The 15,265-nt window shown below is 39.1% G+C and carries 11 protein-coding genes and 2 pseudogenes; 7 read left to right on the forward strand and 6 right to left on the reverse strand.

The window, feature by feature from the left end; all coding sequences use genetic code 11:
• From FTV13_RS12590 to FTV13_RS12605, 4 genes and pseudogenes are all read left to right on the forward strand, one after another.
• Nucleotides 1–113: pseudogene (locus FTV13_RS12590) on the forward strand (IS982 family transposase); the annotation flags it as partial.
• Between the two features lie 525 nt (nt 114–638).
• Complete coding sequence (locus FTV13_RS12595) at nt 639–1,925, forward strand: carbohydrate porin (RefSeq protein ID WP_180012206.1); 1,287 nt, start codon at nt 639–641, stop codon at nt 1,923–1,925.
• A 166-nt stretch (nt 1,926–2,091) separates the two neighbouring features.
• The gene (locus tag FTV13_RS12600; protein ID WP_179993015.1) at nt 2,092–4,494 is read left to right on the forward strand and encodes a glucose/quinate/shikimate family membrane-bound PQQ-dependent dehydrogenase; all 2,403 of its coding nucleotides are present in this window, start codon (nt 2,092–2,094) and stop codon (nt 4,492–4,494) included.
• Nucleotides 4,495–4,726: 232 nt separating this feature from the next.
• Nucleotides 4,727–6,835 carry a TonB-dependent receptor gene (locus tag FTV13_RS12605; protein WP_180012208.1) on the forward strand — a complete coding sequence of 703 codons (2,109 nt, stop codon included), beginning with the start codon at nt 4,727–4,729 and terminating at the stop codon, nt 6,833–6,835.
• Between the two features lie 302 nt (nt 6,836–7,137).
• Here FTV13_RS12605 and FTV13_RS12610 read toward each other — a convergent pair.
• A pseudogene (locus FTV13_RS12610) lies at nt 7,138–7,527 on the reverse strand (tautomerase family protein).
• Between the two features lie 183 nt (nt 7,528–7,710).
• On the opposite strand from FTV13_RS12610, the gene FTV13_RS12615 reads away from it, so the two are divergent.
• A complete protein-coding gene (locus FTV13_RS12615; protein WP_004785797.1) occupies nt 7,711–8,001 on the forward strand; it encodes a hypothetical protein in 291 nt (96 codons plus the stop codon).
• 204 nt (nt 8,002–8,205) lie between these two features.
• On the opposite strand, the gene FTV13_RS12620 is transcribed toward FTV13_RS12615, so the two are convergent.
• From FTV13_RS12620 to FTV13_RS12635, 4 genes are all read right to left on the reverse strand, one after another.
• On the reverse strand, nt 8,206–8,649 hold the full coding sequence (locus FTV13_RS12620) for a BLUF domain-containing protein (RefSeq protein ID WP_179993017.1): 444 nt from the start codon (nt 8,647–8,649) through the stop codon (nt 8,206–8,208).
• A gap of 215 nt (nt 8,650–8,864) precedes the next feature.
• The gene (locus FTV13_RS12625) at nt 8,865–9,872 is read right to left on the reverse strand and encodes an HlyD family secretion protein (RefSeq protein WP_179993018.1); all 1,008 of its coding nucleotides are present in this window, start codon (nt 9,870–9,872) and stop codon (nt 8,865–8,867) included.
• Between the two features lie 34 nt (nt 9,873–9,906).
• Nucleotides 9,907–10,107 (reverse strand): DUF1656 domain-containing protein, encoded by a 201-nt coding sequence (locus tag FTV13_RS12630; RefSeq protein WP_179993019.1) that lies wholly within the window; start codon nt 10,105–10,107, stop codon nt 9,907–9,909.
• Nucleotides 10,108–10,110: 3 nt separating this feature from the next.
• On the reverse strand, nt 10,111–12,186 hold the full coding sequence (locus FTV13_RS12635; RefSeq protein ID WP_179993020.1) for an FUSC family protein: 2,076 nt from the start codon (nt 12,184–12,186) through the stop codon (nt 10,111–10,113).
• Nucleotides 12,187–12,610: 424 nt separating this feature from the next.
• On the opposite strand from FTV13_RS12635, the gene FTV13_RS12640 reads away from it, so the two are divergent.
• Nucleotides 12,611–13,405 carry an IclR family transcriptional regulator gene (locus FTV13_RS12640; RefSeq protein ID WP_179993021.1) on the forward strand — a complete coding sequence of 265 codons (795 nt, stop codon included), beginning with the start codon at nt 12,611–12,613 and terminating at the stop codon, nt 13,403–13,405.
• Nucleotides 13,406–13,766: 361 nt separating this feature from the next.
• Here FTV13_RS12640 and FTV13_RS12645 read toward each other — a convergent pair whose 3' ends face one another.
• The gene (locus FTV13_RS12645) at nt 13,767–14,696 is read right to left on the reverse strand and encodes a LysR family transcriptional regulator (protein ID WP_179993022.1); all 930 of its coding nucleotides are present in this window, start codon (nt 14,694–14,696) and stop codon (nt 13,767–13,769) included.
• Nucleotides 14,697–14,830: 134 nt separating this feature from the next.
• Here FTV13_RS12645 and FTV13_RS12650 point away from each other — a divergent pair, with 134 nt between their 5' ends.
• Entirely contained in the window at nt 14,831–15,259 is a 429-nt protein-coding gene (locus FTV13_RS12650) for a DMT family transporter (protein WP_180012210.1), read from the forward strand.
• Nucleotides 15,260–15,265 lie beyond the last annotated feature (6 nt).

The raw sequence follows: 15,265 nt of genomic DNA on the forward strand, positions 1-15,265 counted from the left end.
GCAAAGCACGTAGTGTTCATGGATTTCTAGGAGGGATTTACGCGTCCTTGTGTGCATATCAACTGATCCATAAAAATAAGCCAACAATTCAAATTATGAAGTCATCGGCTTAAGCAGGATTCGGGTTATTGATAGAAAGAATTAAACAAGATATACATCTATAATCTAATATGAATAGCCAATAATTATAATTTTTACATATATTTAAACTTTATTTAGCAGATATCACTCTTTATCTTATTTAATGGGTTTAAGTACCTATATAGATCTAGTTTTTTCTCAATTTTCCTCGCTAAGAAACCCAAGAATAGAACGGCAATGACCATCAAGTTTTAGTATATAAAATGAGCAAAAGACCAAATATTTTTTTATTACGCAATTCGAATTGGTAAATTTTTGTACAAAAGAACTGATTTAGAAAAAATATTTATAGGTAGTATTATTTTTATTAATATTATATTTATTTTCTCTTAAATTATTGAATTTAAAATTTAAAATTTTCTTAAATTAAAATTAACAAAAGAATTAGATTAGCTAAACTTAATAACATTATTAATACTTTTCCTTCATTATTTGAAACTAAAAAATTAAATGAGTGTACTATATTTAGTAAAAACGTGATTAAGGTGAAGCATTTAATGTCTATTTCTCCCTTATCTAAGGCTGTCTATACATCCTTAGTTGGATTGCTATTGGCAAATACAACTACTCAGGCCGCTGATGCATTTAGTGCAGAAAGTCCGTGGATGTTGGGTGACTGGAATGGTCAACGTATCCAGCTTCAAGAGCAGGGCTATGATTTTAGCTTTGGATATACAGGTGAAATGGCGACTTTACTTTACGCGAAACGCTCAAATAGCCATGGCACAGAATATACAGGTCAGTTAAACCTGGGTGCTCATCTGGATCTGGAAAAAATTGCTGGCTGGCAAGACACTGAAGCACAAATTACAGTAACTCATCGTGATGGTCGCAACCTTTCGAATACTTCTGATGCATTAAATGGTCAGTCACTTGATCAAGCAAATGGTCATTTAAGTTCAGTACAGGAAGTATGGGGCCGTGGTCAAACTTGGCGTCTAACAGATTTCTGGATCAAGAAAAAATTCCTGGATCAAAAACTCGATGTGAAAGTCGGTCGTTTTGGTGAAGGTGAAGACTTTAACAGTTTCGATTGTGATTTTCAGAATCTGGCATTGTGCGGTTCACAAGTGGGTAACTGGGTAGGGGATCAATGGTATAACTGGCCAGTTTCTCAATGGGCTACGCGGGTTAAATATAGCCTTACCCCGGAAGTTTATACTCAGGTAGGGGTTTATGAATACAATCCTGAAAATGCTGAGAATCGTGGCAAAGGCTTTAACCTGAGCACAGACGGATCTAAAGGCGCGATCATTCCTGCAGAAGTGGTGTGGACACCGAAACTGGGTGAGCAAAAACTGCCAGGTGAATATCGTGCCGGGTATTACTACAGTACCGCTGATGCCAGAATATTTGATGGCGTGACTCCACAAGATGAACAAATCCAAACTGGTCATCATCACGGGGGGTGGATTGTAGCTAAGCAACAGCTGACTTCACATCAAGGGGATACATCACGAGGTTTAAGCGGTTTCGTGAACGTCACTGTTCATGACTCTAAAACCAACCAAGTTAGTGATATGCAAAATGTCGGTCTTGTCTACAAAGGTGCGATGAATGCCCGCCCACAGGATGAAATCGCTTTGGGTGTTGCCCGTATCAATATGAACAATGATGTATTGGGTAACCGTAGTGAAGAAGTCGATGCGGAAATCTATTACGGCATTCATGCAACTAACTGGCTAACCATCCGTCCAAACCTGCAATATGTCCATCATGTCGGCGCATATAAAGACGGTGAAAATGTCTGGGTAGGCGGAATCAAGTTTAATACGTCGTTCTAATCGGAGTTTTTAGTTGCAAATACACAATTGATTCTTCCATTACTTTGGGGCATTGATGAACTGATACTCCAAGTATTCATGTATTTATAACTAAGAACTTAACAATATGGTGTCTATGCTGCTTAAGTGCTTAGACGTTCAAGAAATCAAAAAAAAGGTGTTCAATATGAATACTTCGTCTTCAGGTTCAGTACTGAAAACGATTCTGGCAGCTATTGCTGCCATTTTCGGTTTGGTTCTGCTATTTGGAGGAATATATCTGGCAACACTTGGTGGGTCTTGGTACTACATCATTGCCGGTCTGTTCTTCCTGGCGACAGCCGTGTTATTACAAAAACGTAAAAGCACAGCCCTTATTGTTTATGCAGTATTGGTCCTTGGTACAGTGGTATGGGGTCTTTGGGAAGTGGGTTCAGACTTCTTTGCACTGGCACCACGTCTGGATATTTTAGGCCTATTCGGTCTGGCCCTGCTGATTCCTGCAGTGACTCGTGGTTTTGGTGACAGCAAAGCTGCAAAAATGGCGCTGACTGGCTCGCTGGCAATTACGATTGCTGTCATGATTTATGCTGTATTTAATGATCCGCAAGAAATCCGTGGCGAATTAAAATCACAGCAACCTGCAGTTCATCAATCTATTCCAGGTATTGCCGATGAAGACTGGCCAGCTTATGGTCGTACTCAGTCAGGTTTACGTTATTCTCCATTAAAACAGATCAATTCTGAAAACGTAAAAGATCTTGAACTGGCTTGGGAATTCCGTACCGGCGATACTAAAACAGATAAAGACTCTGGTGAAACCACCAATCAGGTGACTCCAATTAAAGTGGGGAATAACCTGTTCATGTGTTCAACCCACCAGTATCTGATTGCACTTGATCCTGCGACTGGTAAGGAGAAATGGCGCTTCGATCCTAAACTGAAAGCGGACAATACCTTCCAGCATTTAACTTGTCGTGGCGTATCTTATTATGATGCGAACAATACTGCAGGTTTTGAAAGCAGTCTGGCTGCACGCTCAACAACTTCTGCTGAATGTCCTCAGAAAGTGATCTTACCAGTCAATGATGGACGTCTGGTCGCAGTGAATGCGACTACAGGTAAAGTATGTTCTGACTTTGGTAACAATGGTGAAGTTGATCTGCAAAAAGACATGCCATTCCCATATCCAGGCGGTTATAACCCGACTTCACCTCCTGTGGTGACAGGTACAACCATTATCATCGCCGGTTCAACCACAGATAACTATTCAACTGAAGAACCTTCAGGTGTCATTCGTGGTTATGATGTAAATACTGGTGAATTGCTCTGGGTATTTGATACGGGTGCGGAAGATCCAAACGCGATTCCAGCTCCTGGTCAAAAATTCGTAAATAACTCTCCAAACGCATGGGCGCCATTGGCTTATGATGCACAGCTGGATATCGTCTATGTACCAACAGGTGTAGGTACACCGGATATCTACGGTGGTCACCGTACTGAGCTAGACGAGCGTTATGCGAACTCTATGCTGGCGATTAATGCATCTACCGGTAAATTGATCTGGAACTTCCAGACTACTCACCACGACTTGTGGGATATGGATGTACCAGCACAGCCAACATTGACTGATATCAAAGATAAAAACGGTAATATGGTGCCAGCCATCTACGTGCTGACCAAAACCGGTAATGCCTTTGTATTAGACCGTCGTACAGGTGAAGCGATCGTTCCGATTACTGAAAAACCAGTACCTCAGTCAGTAAAACGTGGTCCGCAAACCAAAGGCGAATGGTATTCAAAAACTCAACCGTTCTCTGACTTCAACCTGGCTCCTCAAGATAAATTGACGGATAAGGACATGTGGGGTGCCACCATGTTTGATCAGTTAATGTGTCGTGTATCGTTCAAAAAACTGAACTATGACGGTATTTATACACCACCCTCTGAAAACGGGACGCTGGTCTTCCCGGGTAACTTGGGGGTATTCGAATGGGGCGGTATGTCTGTGAATCCAGACCGTCAAATTGCATTGACCAACCCAATTGGTTTGCCATTTGTATCTCGTCTGATTCCGCAAGATCCGAACCGTAAGCAGACTGCCAAAGGTGCAGGTACTGAAGCGGGGGTACAGCCAATGTATGGTGTGCCTTATGGTGTTGAAATCAGTGCCTTCCTCTCTCCATTCGGCTTACCATGTAAGCAACCTGCATGGGGTTATGTGGCTGGTGTTGATCTGACCAATCATGAAATCGCTTGGAAACGTCGTATCGGTACGATTCGTGACAGTATGCCGGGCATTCCATTGCCTCCATTTAAAATGGGTGTACCAATGTTAGGTGGTCCAATCTCGACTGCAGGTAATGTGATGTTTGTCGGTGCAACTCAAGACAATTACATCCGTGCGATCAACGTGACTAATGGTGATGAGCTGTGGAAAGGTCGTCTACCTGCAGGTGGTCAAGCGACGCCAATGACTTATGAAGCCAATGGTAAGCAGTATGTTGTGATTATGGCGGGTGGTCACGGTTCCTTCGGTACCAAAATGGGTGACTCTTTGGTTGCCTATGCACTACCTGACAATAAATAATGAAGTTTTATAGTTAAGTAAAAAAGCCTGATTCGTCAGGCTTTTTTATGCAAAATACAGGCTGTTATGACAATAAAGCTTGATTAGAAAATCATGAACCTTTAGCTCAGCTTTCCTGCAAGTATTCAGTTTGATCTTATGTAGATGCTGAGTCTTTAAAATTAATAAGACACTTTTAAAACGTTTGAACTCCCATGGCATGAGTGAATGCCAGATATCAGGAATATTAGCTATGCACCTTCATACCACGCGGTTGCCGATGAAATCGACTTTATCCTGTCTGATTGCTTGTATCAGTCAAGGAATTTATGCGGAAGAACCGGTTACAGAGGTACAGCGACTGGCTCCCATTGTGGTTGAAGCAACCCGTACAGATCGTGCCATTCTGGAAACACCGGCATCTACCTATTATCTGAATCAGGAACAACAGAATAGCCTGAATGTAAATCTGTCTGAAACCTTAAAAGGTGTACCAGGTTTACAGCTGAATAACCGCGAAAATTATGCTCAGGATTTACAGATATCAATGCGGGGCTTCGGTGCACGTTCGACTTTCGGTGTGCGAGGAGTACGTTTATATGTAGACGGTATTCCTGCCACTATGCCGGATGGGCAGGGGCAAACCTCGAATATTGACCTGAATAGTCTGGATCATATTGAAGTGCTGAGTGGTCCATTTTCCTCACTATACGGTAATTCTTCTGGCGGAACCATCCTGACACAAAGCCGTGAAGGGCAGGGACCTGATTCAGTCACTTTGGGATATTCGGGCGGCAGTCAGAACAAAGGCCAAACGAACCTGGTGCTACAAGGTGGTTCAGAAAATGCTTCTGAACCAAGCTATATCATCAGTTCATCTTATTTTGATACGGATGGTTTCCGTGATCATAGTGGTGCACATAAAGTACTGAACAATGCCAAGCTGACTTGGGATCTGGACGATGGCTCTAAAATTAACTGGGTCAATAACTATGTCAAAATTGCAGCAGATGATCCAGGTGGTTTAACTCGAGATCAATGGCGAGAAAATCCTAAACAGGTCGCAGCGAATGTGTTGCTATATAATGCACGTAAAGAAATTGAGCAATTCCAGACAGGACTGACCTGGAACAAGCCGATCAATGATCAGCATGAATTGTACGGTATGGCATATTGGGGACAGCGTGAAGTCACTCAATATCAATCTATTCCAAGTACAGCACAAGGTGGTCCAAATCATGCGGGTGGTGTCATTGATTTTGACCGTCAGTTTTATGGAGCAGATCTTCGCTGGACCGGAACAGATATTTTACAAAACACTAAATTGATTGCTGGTGTGGCTGTAGATGGTATGACCGAAGACCGTAAAGGCTATCAAAACTTTGTCGGTAATACTTTAGGCGTTAAAGGTGAACTCCGTCGTAATGAAGACAATACGCTTTGGAATGCAGATCCTTATATTCAAGCATCTTATAACTTTGCGCCAGATTGGACGCTAGATGCTGGTTTGCGTTATAGCAATGTGCATTTTAAATCTGAAGATCGATACCTAAGCAATGGCGATAATTCAGGTAAAACGACTTATGAGAAATTACTGCCTTCAGTTGCATTAAGTTGGAAAATTTTTCCTGATTTAATGACTTATGCAAGCTATGCACAAGGTTTTGAAACACCAACATTTACCGAAATGGCTTATCCGGCTGATGGTAGCAACGATGTACTAAGCTTAAAAGCGGCTGAAAGTGAAACTTATGAGCTAGGATTAAAATCTGCGAATCGCTTTGGTGATATGACCTTAGCAGCATTTCAGACTCAAACCAAAAATGACATTGTTTCTGCGGGAAGTGATGGCGGGCGCTCAACGTTTCGTAATGCAGATAAAACCTTAAGAAAAGGACTGGAACTATCCTGGAGTAAAGACCTGTGGCGTGATCTGGCAGCACAAGCCAGCTATAGCTATATTGATGCAACATTTGATGCCGATATTCCAGCAATTGGTACAGTAGCTGCAGTTTCGTCAGGTAACTATATTCCTGGAATTGCTAAGAATCAGGCATTTTTTAGTTTGGGATGGAAACCTGAAAATGGCTTACATGGTGGAATAGATGTACGTTACTCAGACCGAATTTATGTTAACGACATTAACTCACAATATGCACCAAGTTATACAGTGGCTGGGGCTAATGTAGGCTATAACTGGAATGTCAAAGATTTGTCTGTAAAAACGTTTGCACGCGTAGATAATCTGTTTGATAAGGATTATTCAGGCTCAGTCATTGTCAACGAAAGCAATGGTCGTTTCTATGAACCAGCAGAAGATCGTAACTGGAGTGCTGGGTTAAGCGTGACAAAAGAGTTTTAATTTAAATCTGACTTAAGCTTTCTTAATTTATTCAAGATTCATGTTCACATGTGAATGTCCGCCAAGATCAGCAATAAGTGCGAATCTAAGGCGGACATTTTTACTTTGGAGAAACCGGACATTTCTATTTTGGATTTACATGATTCATTTCGTATAATGTATATTATGTTAAATAAGATATTATGCATATAGCCTATTCCTGTATGTAGCACTCACTAATTAGTTAATATGTCTTTTTCATCCTCGTCGTGTTAAAACGTAGTTATTAAGATTAGTTTGAAAGTTTTCTTTATATAAATCACTTAAATATTTACCTCATAACCTAGATGAAGCTCATCCGCAATTTTCCCTCGAACACCCCAATTTTCTTTTAGGAGTTTCAAATATAGTTATTTGAATATCATTAGATTTAATTTCACATAAATGACTTATATTTTTAAATAAAGCCAAAACAAATGCTTTCTTGGTCTCTTTTGTTCTTCCTTCAAATATTGAAATCTCGATAATGATATAAAATCTAGATCGATTCTTTAGGTAAATAAAATTTTCAGACTCTAAAGGTATAAATCGTTGAAAAATCTTTTGTCGGGACAACTTAGCTTTTTGATTAAAGCTTGATGGATAGCTTGAATCAGTTCTATTCTATGTACTTCGATTGTTTCATGTAAAGCATAAATTTTTATTTGAGACATTGTTTTCTACGCGCTTATAGTTAAAGTTTTAATTATAGTTAGCACTTTAATCTGGCCGACGTTGTAGTACAGCATCATTCATAAAAAGTTCAATTATTTATACAAAACAACTAAATGCTGCCCTGTCTAAATTGATAAAATTCTGGTCCTCTATAAAAAACTTGAAGATCGATAAGGACTAAAGTGAACAGACAACATGATTTACCTGAACTAAGTAAATATAGTGAGCTAAGTAGCGATGAACAAGTAGCTATTCATCAAATGCTTATCTCTTACGTACGCTCAGATCACTTTTATAATATTATCTTGACTCACAATGTTGAACCCTATGACTTGGTTAAGCTTGTAAGTATTAGTTTTGAGAATAGAGATGCAGCTATCTGGGTTCATTTCGAAACAATAACGGCTGAAAGACTAACTATGCCTCTCGATTTTATTTCAAGAATAGAAATATGTAATCAGGAAATATTTTAAATACTGAGACTTGAAGTGTTGAAATTTATTTAAGTTGCCTCGGAATTTTAAATCTATTAAAAAATAGAGACGGTTAACCCTCTCTATTTTTTAAAACTAAAAATTTAATTATTTTATAAATTTCAATAACTTAAAATTATAAATATAGCATGTAATATATCAATTTCTTTAAATTAACATATCACATGTTACATCTTAATTTGATTAGGCCATCACCTGGGCTTTGTATAAATCATCTTCGTGCTGTCTGAGTAATTCTATAAAAGCAGGAATAGTATCTGGATCCAGGAGATAAGGATTAAATCCATCATGATGATTCTTGATAAAGAACTCAATGAGATCATTATGGACATTGGCATACTTCATGTGCCAACTAGAGAAAAGATATGAGTCAATTAGTTCATAAGAAAGAATTTCACAGTTCTTATGGCGTGGATCTTTAACTATTCGATTATAGAAAAGGTCTTTTACACTTTCTTCAGTGCCTTCCAAACACTGGACAAAATAATTATTTCCGAAATAGAGTGCACCAAAGATTTTGTGTAACTCATTAAATTCTAAGGCTTCTGTTAAAATATTATAAAGTTCAGAAGTAGAGTATCTCTCATCTTTGAACTTACTTACATATAAAAGCCTTACGTCATTCATAATAAAAAATTCCTCCTGTTTAAAAAAAGTTCATACGAAAATATAAAAATTTGAACGAATGGTCAATAAAAATGTAATGACAAGGTAATTTATTGATTGAATTATATACTTCTTATTATTGGGGTTTTCATATAGCTGTTTGATCTTTTAAATCAGGATTCATGACAAGGTTCTCTTTTCTTCAAGAACCTTGTGTTATTGAATTACAGGTCAGTTTATTTTTCTTGCTTTTCTATATGCACTGTTGCTGTTCGCCCTGCAACGAAGGCAAGTTCATTCTTTGGTAATTCATCCAGAATAATCTTAACAGGGACACGTTGGGCTAAACGTACCCAGCTAAAGGTTGGATTCACATTCGCTAAAAGACCTGAACCAGCAGTACGTTCGCGATCTTCAATCCCCGAGGCAATACCTTGCACATGGCCCTTAAGTTTTTGCGAATCACCCATCAGCTGAATTATAGCTGGTGCCCCTACGTAAATTTTATCCAGTTTTGTTTCTTCAAAATAACCCACTACATAGAGTTGTTTGCGATCTAGTAATGCTGCAACCGCTTGGCCAACTTTGACATAGTTCCCTTCTTTTAATTCAAAATTTGATAATGTCCCATTTGCTGGAGCAACAACTTCTGAACGATGTAAATTAAGTTGCGCGAGATTGAGGTTATTCTCGGCGACTTGTATTAGTGCTTTTTGCTGTTCGATATTCGCTTTTGCCTGTTCGATTGCAGCTAAGGACTGCTCATGCTCGGCATGTGATTCATCTCGTGCAGCAAAAATCTGATCCTGTTCCTGTTTTGAAATAGCACCATCCATTAAACTTGAATAACGGCTCGCATTCTTGTCTGCCAGATGAATACTTGCTTGGGATTTCACGACATTGGCTTTAGCATTCGCCAGTTCAGCCTCAGCTTGCGCTAAACCTGCTTTTGCTTTCGCAAGATCCGCACGAGCTTCTTCAACATCTAGTTCTTGACGTTCAACATCAATTTTAAATAATGGTTGCCCTTTCTTGATGGTCTGGTTATCTTGCACCAGTACTTCTGTGACCAGGCCTGAAATATCTGATGACACCTGAATAACATCACCACGTACACGCCCGTCCCTCGTCCATGGCTCAGAATTATAATAATTCCAGATATGTCGAATCACTAAAATGGCGAGAACAGCCACTACCGTCAAAAGTACAGGTCGCAAATATTTGCGTAAATTGACAGATGTCATATACGGTTTCCCTCAATCATTTTAATATCAGGCCTCATAGTAATAAGCCTGCCCAATGGACGGCGCCCAGCAAAAGTACGTAAATGCATAAGTAGAAAATATTCGGCATGATGATCCAGTCATTTGCGACTAGTTTATCTAGCCACTTCATCAAGATTCTGAGCAGTACATAGGCAATCACAGCTTGAATCAATAAAATCGGCACATACACACCATAGATATTCAGCTCTCCCATGTATTAATCTCCTGCGCCTGCATATCTTGGCGGTGTCTTGATATGACATAAGCTGCTACGAATATTGTTGAGTGAAATATGCAGCCGTTCTACAACATCTGTATGTTCCTGCATGATGAGATCTGCTTCTAGAGCCTGTATGTTGTTAATTAACTGTGTGAAGGCAGCATCATAATTTTGTCCAATTTCTTTGGCACGAAAATATTCATCCAGCTGTATTTGAAGATCTTCGAGTTGCTGGGTCAAAGGCTGCTGTTCAGGTAACTTGAGTATGAGTTCCTGTAACCGTGCCAGATCCACGACGGCGCTGGATTCAATGAGTGCCTGATTGATTTTATTTTTCAGATCTTCAGATTCTACTGCTTTAGTATTTAATACCCCGATGCGGTCAATCATCGTACGTAAATGAATACGGAACCGTACCCCATAAGGAATATACAGTGCCTGACGAATGGCTCGATTATGAATAGCCAAAATGCGCTGTACGGTTATATCTGGCGACATTGCACGGATCATATGGATAATAAATACAGCGATGATTGGCCCGATCACTGTACCAATTGCTGCATCGAAGAAAGAAATTTGATCCAGGGTATAACGGTTCTGAAAATTCAGCCCCATGATCGTCCCCATCAACAAAGGCAAACCAATTCCAACTAAGGGTGGATGCAAAAAAAGCATCAGGCAATATACGCAGAATGGTGCAAGTACAAGTGCTAACTGCCAAAATTCTATAATGTTTGGAAAAATTCCATAGGCATATATGAAGATCACGATCGAAGCATATAAGCTACTGCGAATAAACAGCTTCAATGCAGGCACCGGATTATCCAGCGCCGTTAAGATACATGCACTGATCGCAGCCATTTCAGCCAGCATAAATCCAGCTTTCCAGCCGCTTAAGATCCAAAAGGCAGTAGCAATAAAAACTGTGAGGCATGCAGAAACCCCGCCCCGCACTGCTACGCCATGATCACGATGTAAAGTTGGATAGTTTGTAGTAAGTGGAACAATCATTTCAGGCAGTGAAGTATCCCCCTGTTGGATTCGCTGCCAGATCAACTTAATTGCATGGATATTCTGAATAAAATGACGGATATCCATTTTCAAACTTTTCAATATTACAATTTGCTCATCTTTTGAATGTTCAAAAATTTTTAGGAAATCTGTTTCAAAATCAGTAGGAAGCTGATTCAATTCAGACTCTTTCAATAGATGTTCATCTGTTAGATATGTATTAATTTTGGAATGTAAATCTGCCAATGACTGGCGATATCCTGTATCAATGAAGTCTAACTGTTGCATGCGTTCAGACATCGCCACCAAATTACTCACCAGCATTGTGATCTGGTTCAGCATTTCCTGTAGTGGTTTGGTCATTCCCTGTAGAGCTGACTTTTCATAGCTTAAATGCACAGCCATGACATGAATATCTGCAATATCTGCAGCCAATTGGCTTAAAGCTTTTGTATAGTTCTGGTCTTGACGTGGTTCTAATAGAATTTTATTAAAAATCTGCTGAGTATCCGCTAAGGTTTTACTGACACGACTTTTCACTGCGGGGCCAATATGCATTGGAAATATGGTCGTCGTCACAATCGCGCTGCAAACGACGCCAATAGTAATTTCCAGAAAGCGTCCTACCGCCATATCAAATAATGAAGCAGTATCAATAAAGTAAATGATATTAAAGCAGACGATGACTGTCGTATATCCAGCCAGCATCAATATATAACTGCGCGGTGTACGATCAAGCAGAGAGAAATATAAGCAAAGACCAACCCAACAGGATAAAAACAGCGTAAACAACCACGGCGTATTGATTAGCCAAGGAGTAACTGCAACTGCCACAATTGCGCCTAATAAAGTACCTAGTACACGATAGATACTTTTTGAAGCGGTCATTCCCGTATAAGGATTGGCAATAACGAAAACTGTGCCAATAGCCCAAATCGGATAAGCAAGATCCAAACTCAACGCAACGTAGAGCGCCAAAATACCAGCCACAAACGTTTTAGTCGCAAAAATCCAGTCCATTTTATTTGGACGAAATGCGAGTAAAGATTTTATAAGCAGCATGGTTTCTCTCTAAGAGCTTATTTTATTTTCTAAAGCAAATAACCTGCCCACCAAGCCCAAAGAACTCAGTGACAAAATTTTTACTTGTTGAAAGTCTATAAAATTAGAATATTCAGCTGATTAAACTGAAACTGGTTGATGAAAATATAAAAAGCAAAAGATAATGCTTTGCTTAATTATTCATCATTGGATATTTGTGTAAGTAATTTTTTCAAATAAACGCTTTATTGTCAATAAAAATATCTCTATATGAGAATAAGTATGATTTTTTATCATTGCACAGGCAGTTAGGCTGAATATTTGTATCTTTTCTTCCTCTATCCTCATGATTCGAGAATTTAAGATAAATAGTTGCCTCTACTACCCTCTTTTAAGCTAAAGTGAGTCATCATCTTTTTCAATGGTCAGCACTTCAGGTTTTTTTATGGCGCAAGCAAGTTTTGGAAAAATTCTTACGGTTCTCGATCTATTTTCGTTATCACGTTCAGTGATTAATGTAGATATCATCAGTGAAGAATTAAACCTCTCCAAACCTACCAGTTATCGCTATTTAAAAGAATTGGTATCGGCTGAATTATTACAGCGAATCAGTGGCACATCCGGTGACTATACGCTGGGTTCGAAAATTGCTGTTCTGGATTATATTTCAAGAAAAACTGATCCTTTGGTTCAGATCAGCATTCCCTTTATGCAGGAAATCGTCGAACGGACTGAGTTCTCTTGTATATTGACTCATCTCAATTATGATTCTTGTATCGACTTACATGACGAAGTCTTTAAAAATGCACATCTGCTTTCATTCGGACGCGGTTGTCCACGTCCTGTCTATGTAGGTTCATCTTCAAAAGTCATCATGGCACATTTACCGAAACAAGTGTTGCTTGACTATTATCAACGTTATGCAGATGCATTTGCAGAAGTAGGATTTGTGCAGAATGAAACCGCTTTTCTGGAACAAATGAGAAAGATCAAAAAACAGGGATATTATTATTCTAGTGGTGAACTTGATCCTCAAGTTGCAGGTTTGTCTGTACCAGTTAAATTCTCTCTTAAAGAGCCACCTTTAGCGCTTACTTTATTAGCTTCAAAAAATAGATTTGATTTTGTAAATCTGGAAAAATTAGTACAAATTCTTCAGGAGAAAGCACAGATTATTGAAAAGAAGCTCCTGCACCATCCTGAAAGCACAAGTGACATTCGTAATAATTTAACCAAATAAAATTTAAATTATGTTTGAAAAACTATTTATATTCTCATAATATGATTATCAGTCTTTAAGCCATAGCATTCTTACTGAATTAAATGGCGAGAAGATTCCTCAGAGGTAAAAAAGCCTATTTCGAATGAGATAGGCTTTTTTATTTTAATTTTGGATTTATAGCAATAATGCAGATACATTTAAGGAAAGTTAAGAATTTTGCAATTGCAATGTGTAGATAAAATCTAAAATCAGAAATCTAAAAACGTATAAATTCATCCATTTTATGCTTTTCATCTTAGCTCTGCTTTAGAACCCTTCTTGATCGAAAAAAGATAACTAAGAAATCAATTAAGCTTTCTCTAATTAGATCATAAAAATTTTATAATTTAAGAATATTATCCCAGTAAGGCGGATCTCCAATTTCTTTTAAAATGAAATCAAGCACAGTTCTGACTTTTTGTGAACGAATTCTGTTTTCGGGAGAAACCAGATGAATCCCTATAGAATAAGGCTCTACTGTACTGATCCAGTCAGGAAGAAGTTGAACCAGTTTATGGGTTTTAAAATAGTCTTCCGTAAAAATCCAGGTTGGAAATAATACAATCCCCCGTCCTTCCAATGCCGCATCTACCAAGACTTCTGCATTATTACTTCTTAAAGGCCCTTGTGGCTCAATTAAAACCGGAGTGTCATGCTCTTGCTGACGGAAATACCAACGTTGGCTGCCTGAAACGCCCTTATACACCAAACATTGATGATTCTGAATCTCGTGTGGGGAATGTGGAGTTCCATATTTTTCAAGATATGCAGGACTCGCACACAGCACATATTGTTGATCACAGATCTTGCGTGCGATTAATGCTGAATCTTGTAATGAGCCAATCCGTATGGCAATGTCTACACCTTCTTGTACAGGGTCAATAAAAGTATCCGTCAAGATCAGCTCGACTGAAAGATCTGGAAAGCTATCATGCAATTTATTCACTATATGCGATATATGTAGCCTTCCCAGCGCAACCGCTGTATTGATACGAATTAACCCTCTGATCGCATTTTTACCAGAAATTTCTTCATTGGCCAGATCTAGCGTATCAAGCACTTCCTTAATTTGCACAAAGTACTTTTCTCCTATGTCAGTTAGCCGAACAGAGCGTGTATTACGATAAAAAAGTTGTTGCCCAATTTCCTGTTCAAGTTTGGAAATAAAACGAGATACTGAGGAAGATGAAACCTGAAAATGCTTTGCCGTAGCTGAAAAACTGCCTGTCGTTGCCACCATCACAAAATAGCGTAATGCATTGAGTTGCATACTTGATCTATCCCTGAATTTAATTCAATCATTTTATTATTGTCATAATAGCAATTATGTTTTGAAAAATTGCGGAATTGTAGCTTTTAAATAAGAGAATATAATTCGTTGCTTTCTTCCTTTGGAAAGCATATATGAAACAGTTGTGGATTTTCCCATTAGTCGTTCTTGCAGGTATGGGGTTATCTGTTGAAGCGGGTTTACTGGGTCCACTCGGGGAAGAAATTGGGCATTTCTGGGCGACCTTGGGAATTTTCGCGATCGGATCACTGCTCTTAACCTTGGGGTTGATCTTCAACCGTCCAAAGCTTTCTCTTATGTTCAAGCAGCCACGGTGGCAACTGACTGGCGGTATATTAGGCCCTATATATGTAGTGGCTTTAACTGTAGCGACACCTCATATTGGCGTTGGCCTGACCATGGTGGGCATCCTGTTTGGCCAGGTTGCAACCAGTCTTATTATTGATCACTGGGGTTTGTTAGGTAGCCATAAACGGGCTGTAGACAAATATCGTATTGGCGCGCTGGTAGCTATTTTAGCTGCATTATGGCTTATTCAATAAGGAAGC

Source organism: Acinetobacter sp. YH12235 (assembly GCF_013417705.1).
In the GTDB taxonomy this organism is placed as follows: domain Bacteria; phylum Pseudomonadota; class Gammaproteobacteria; order Pseudomonadales; family Moraxellaceae; genus Acinetobacter.

What these genes read in the sequence shown, in the direction of transcription:
- FTV13_RS12595 (WP_180012206.1), top strand. Translation starts at nt 639, where the DNA reads ATGTCTATTTCTCCCTTATCTAAGGCTGTCTATACATCCTTAGTTGGA.
- FTV13_RS12600 (WP_179993015.1), top strand. Translation starts at nt 2,092, where the DNA reads ATGAATACTTCGTCTTCAGGTTCAGTACTGAAAACGATTCTGGCAGCT.
- FTV13_RS12605 (WP_180012208.1), top strand. Translation starts at nt 4,727, where the DNA reads ATGCACCTTCATACCACGCGGTTGCCGATGAAATCGACTTTATCCTGT.
- FTV13_RS12620 (WP_179993017.1), bottom strand. Translation starts at nt 8,649, where the DNA reads ATGAATGACGTAAGGCTTTTATATGTAAGTAAGTTCAAAGATGAGAGA.
- FTV13_RS12625 (WP_179993018.1), bottom strand. Translation starts at nt 9,872, where the DNA reads ATGACATCTGTCAATTTACGCAAATATTTGCGACCTGTACTTTTGACG.
- FTV13_RS12630 (WP_179993019.1), bottom strand. Translation starts at nt 10,107, where the DNA reads ATGGGAGAGCTGAATATCTATGGTGTGTATGTGCCGATTTTATTGATT.
- FTV13_RS12635 (WP_179993020.1), bottom strand. Translation starts at nt 12,186, where the DNA reads ATGCTGCTTATAAAATCTTTACTCGCATTTCGTCCAAATAAAATGGAC.
- FTV13_RS12640 (WP_179993021.1), top strand. Translation starts at nt 12,611, where the DNA reads ATGGCGCAAGCAAGTTTTGGAAAAATTCTTACGGTTCTCGATCTATTT.
- FTV13_RS12645 (WP_179993022.1), bottom strand. Translation starts at nt 14,696, where the DNA reads ATGCAACTCAATGCATTACGCTATTTTGTGATGGTGGCAACGACAGGC.
- FTV13_RS12650 (WP_180012210.1), top strand. Translation starts at nt 14,831, where the DNA reads ATGAAACAGTTGTGGATTTTCCCATTAGTCGTTCTTGCAGGTATGGGG.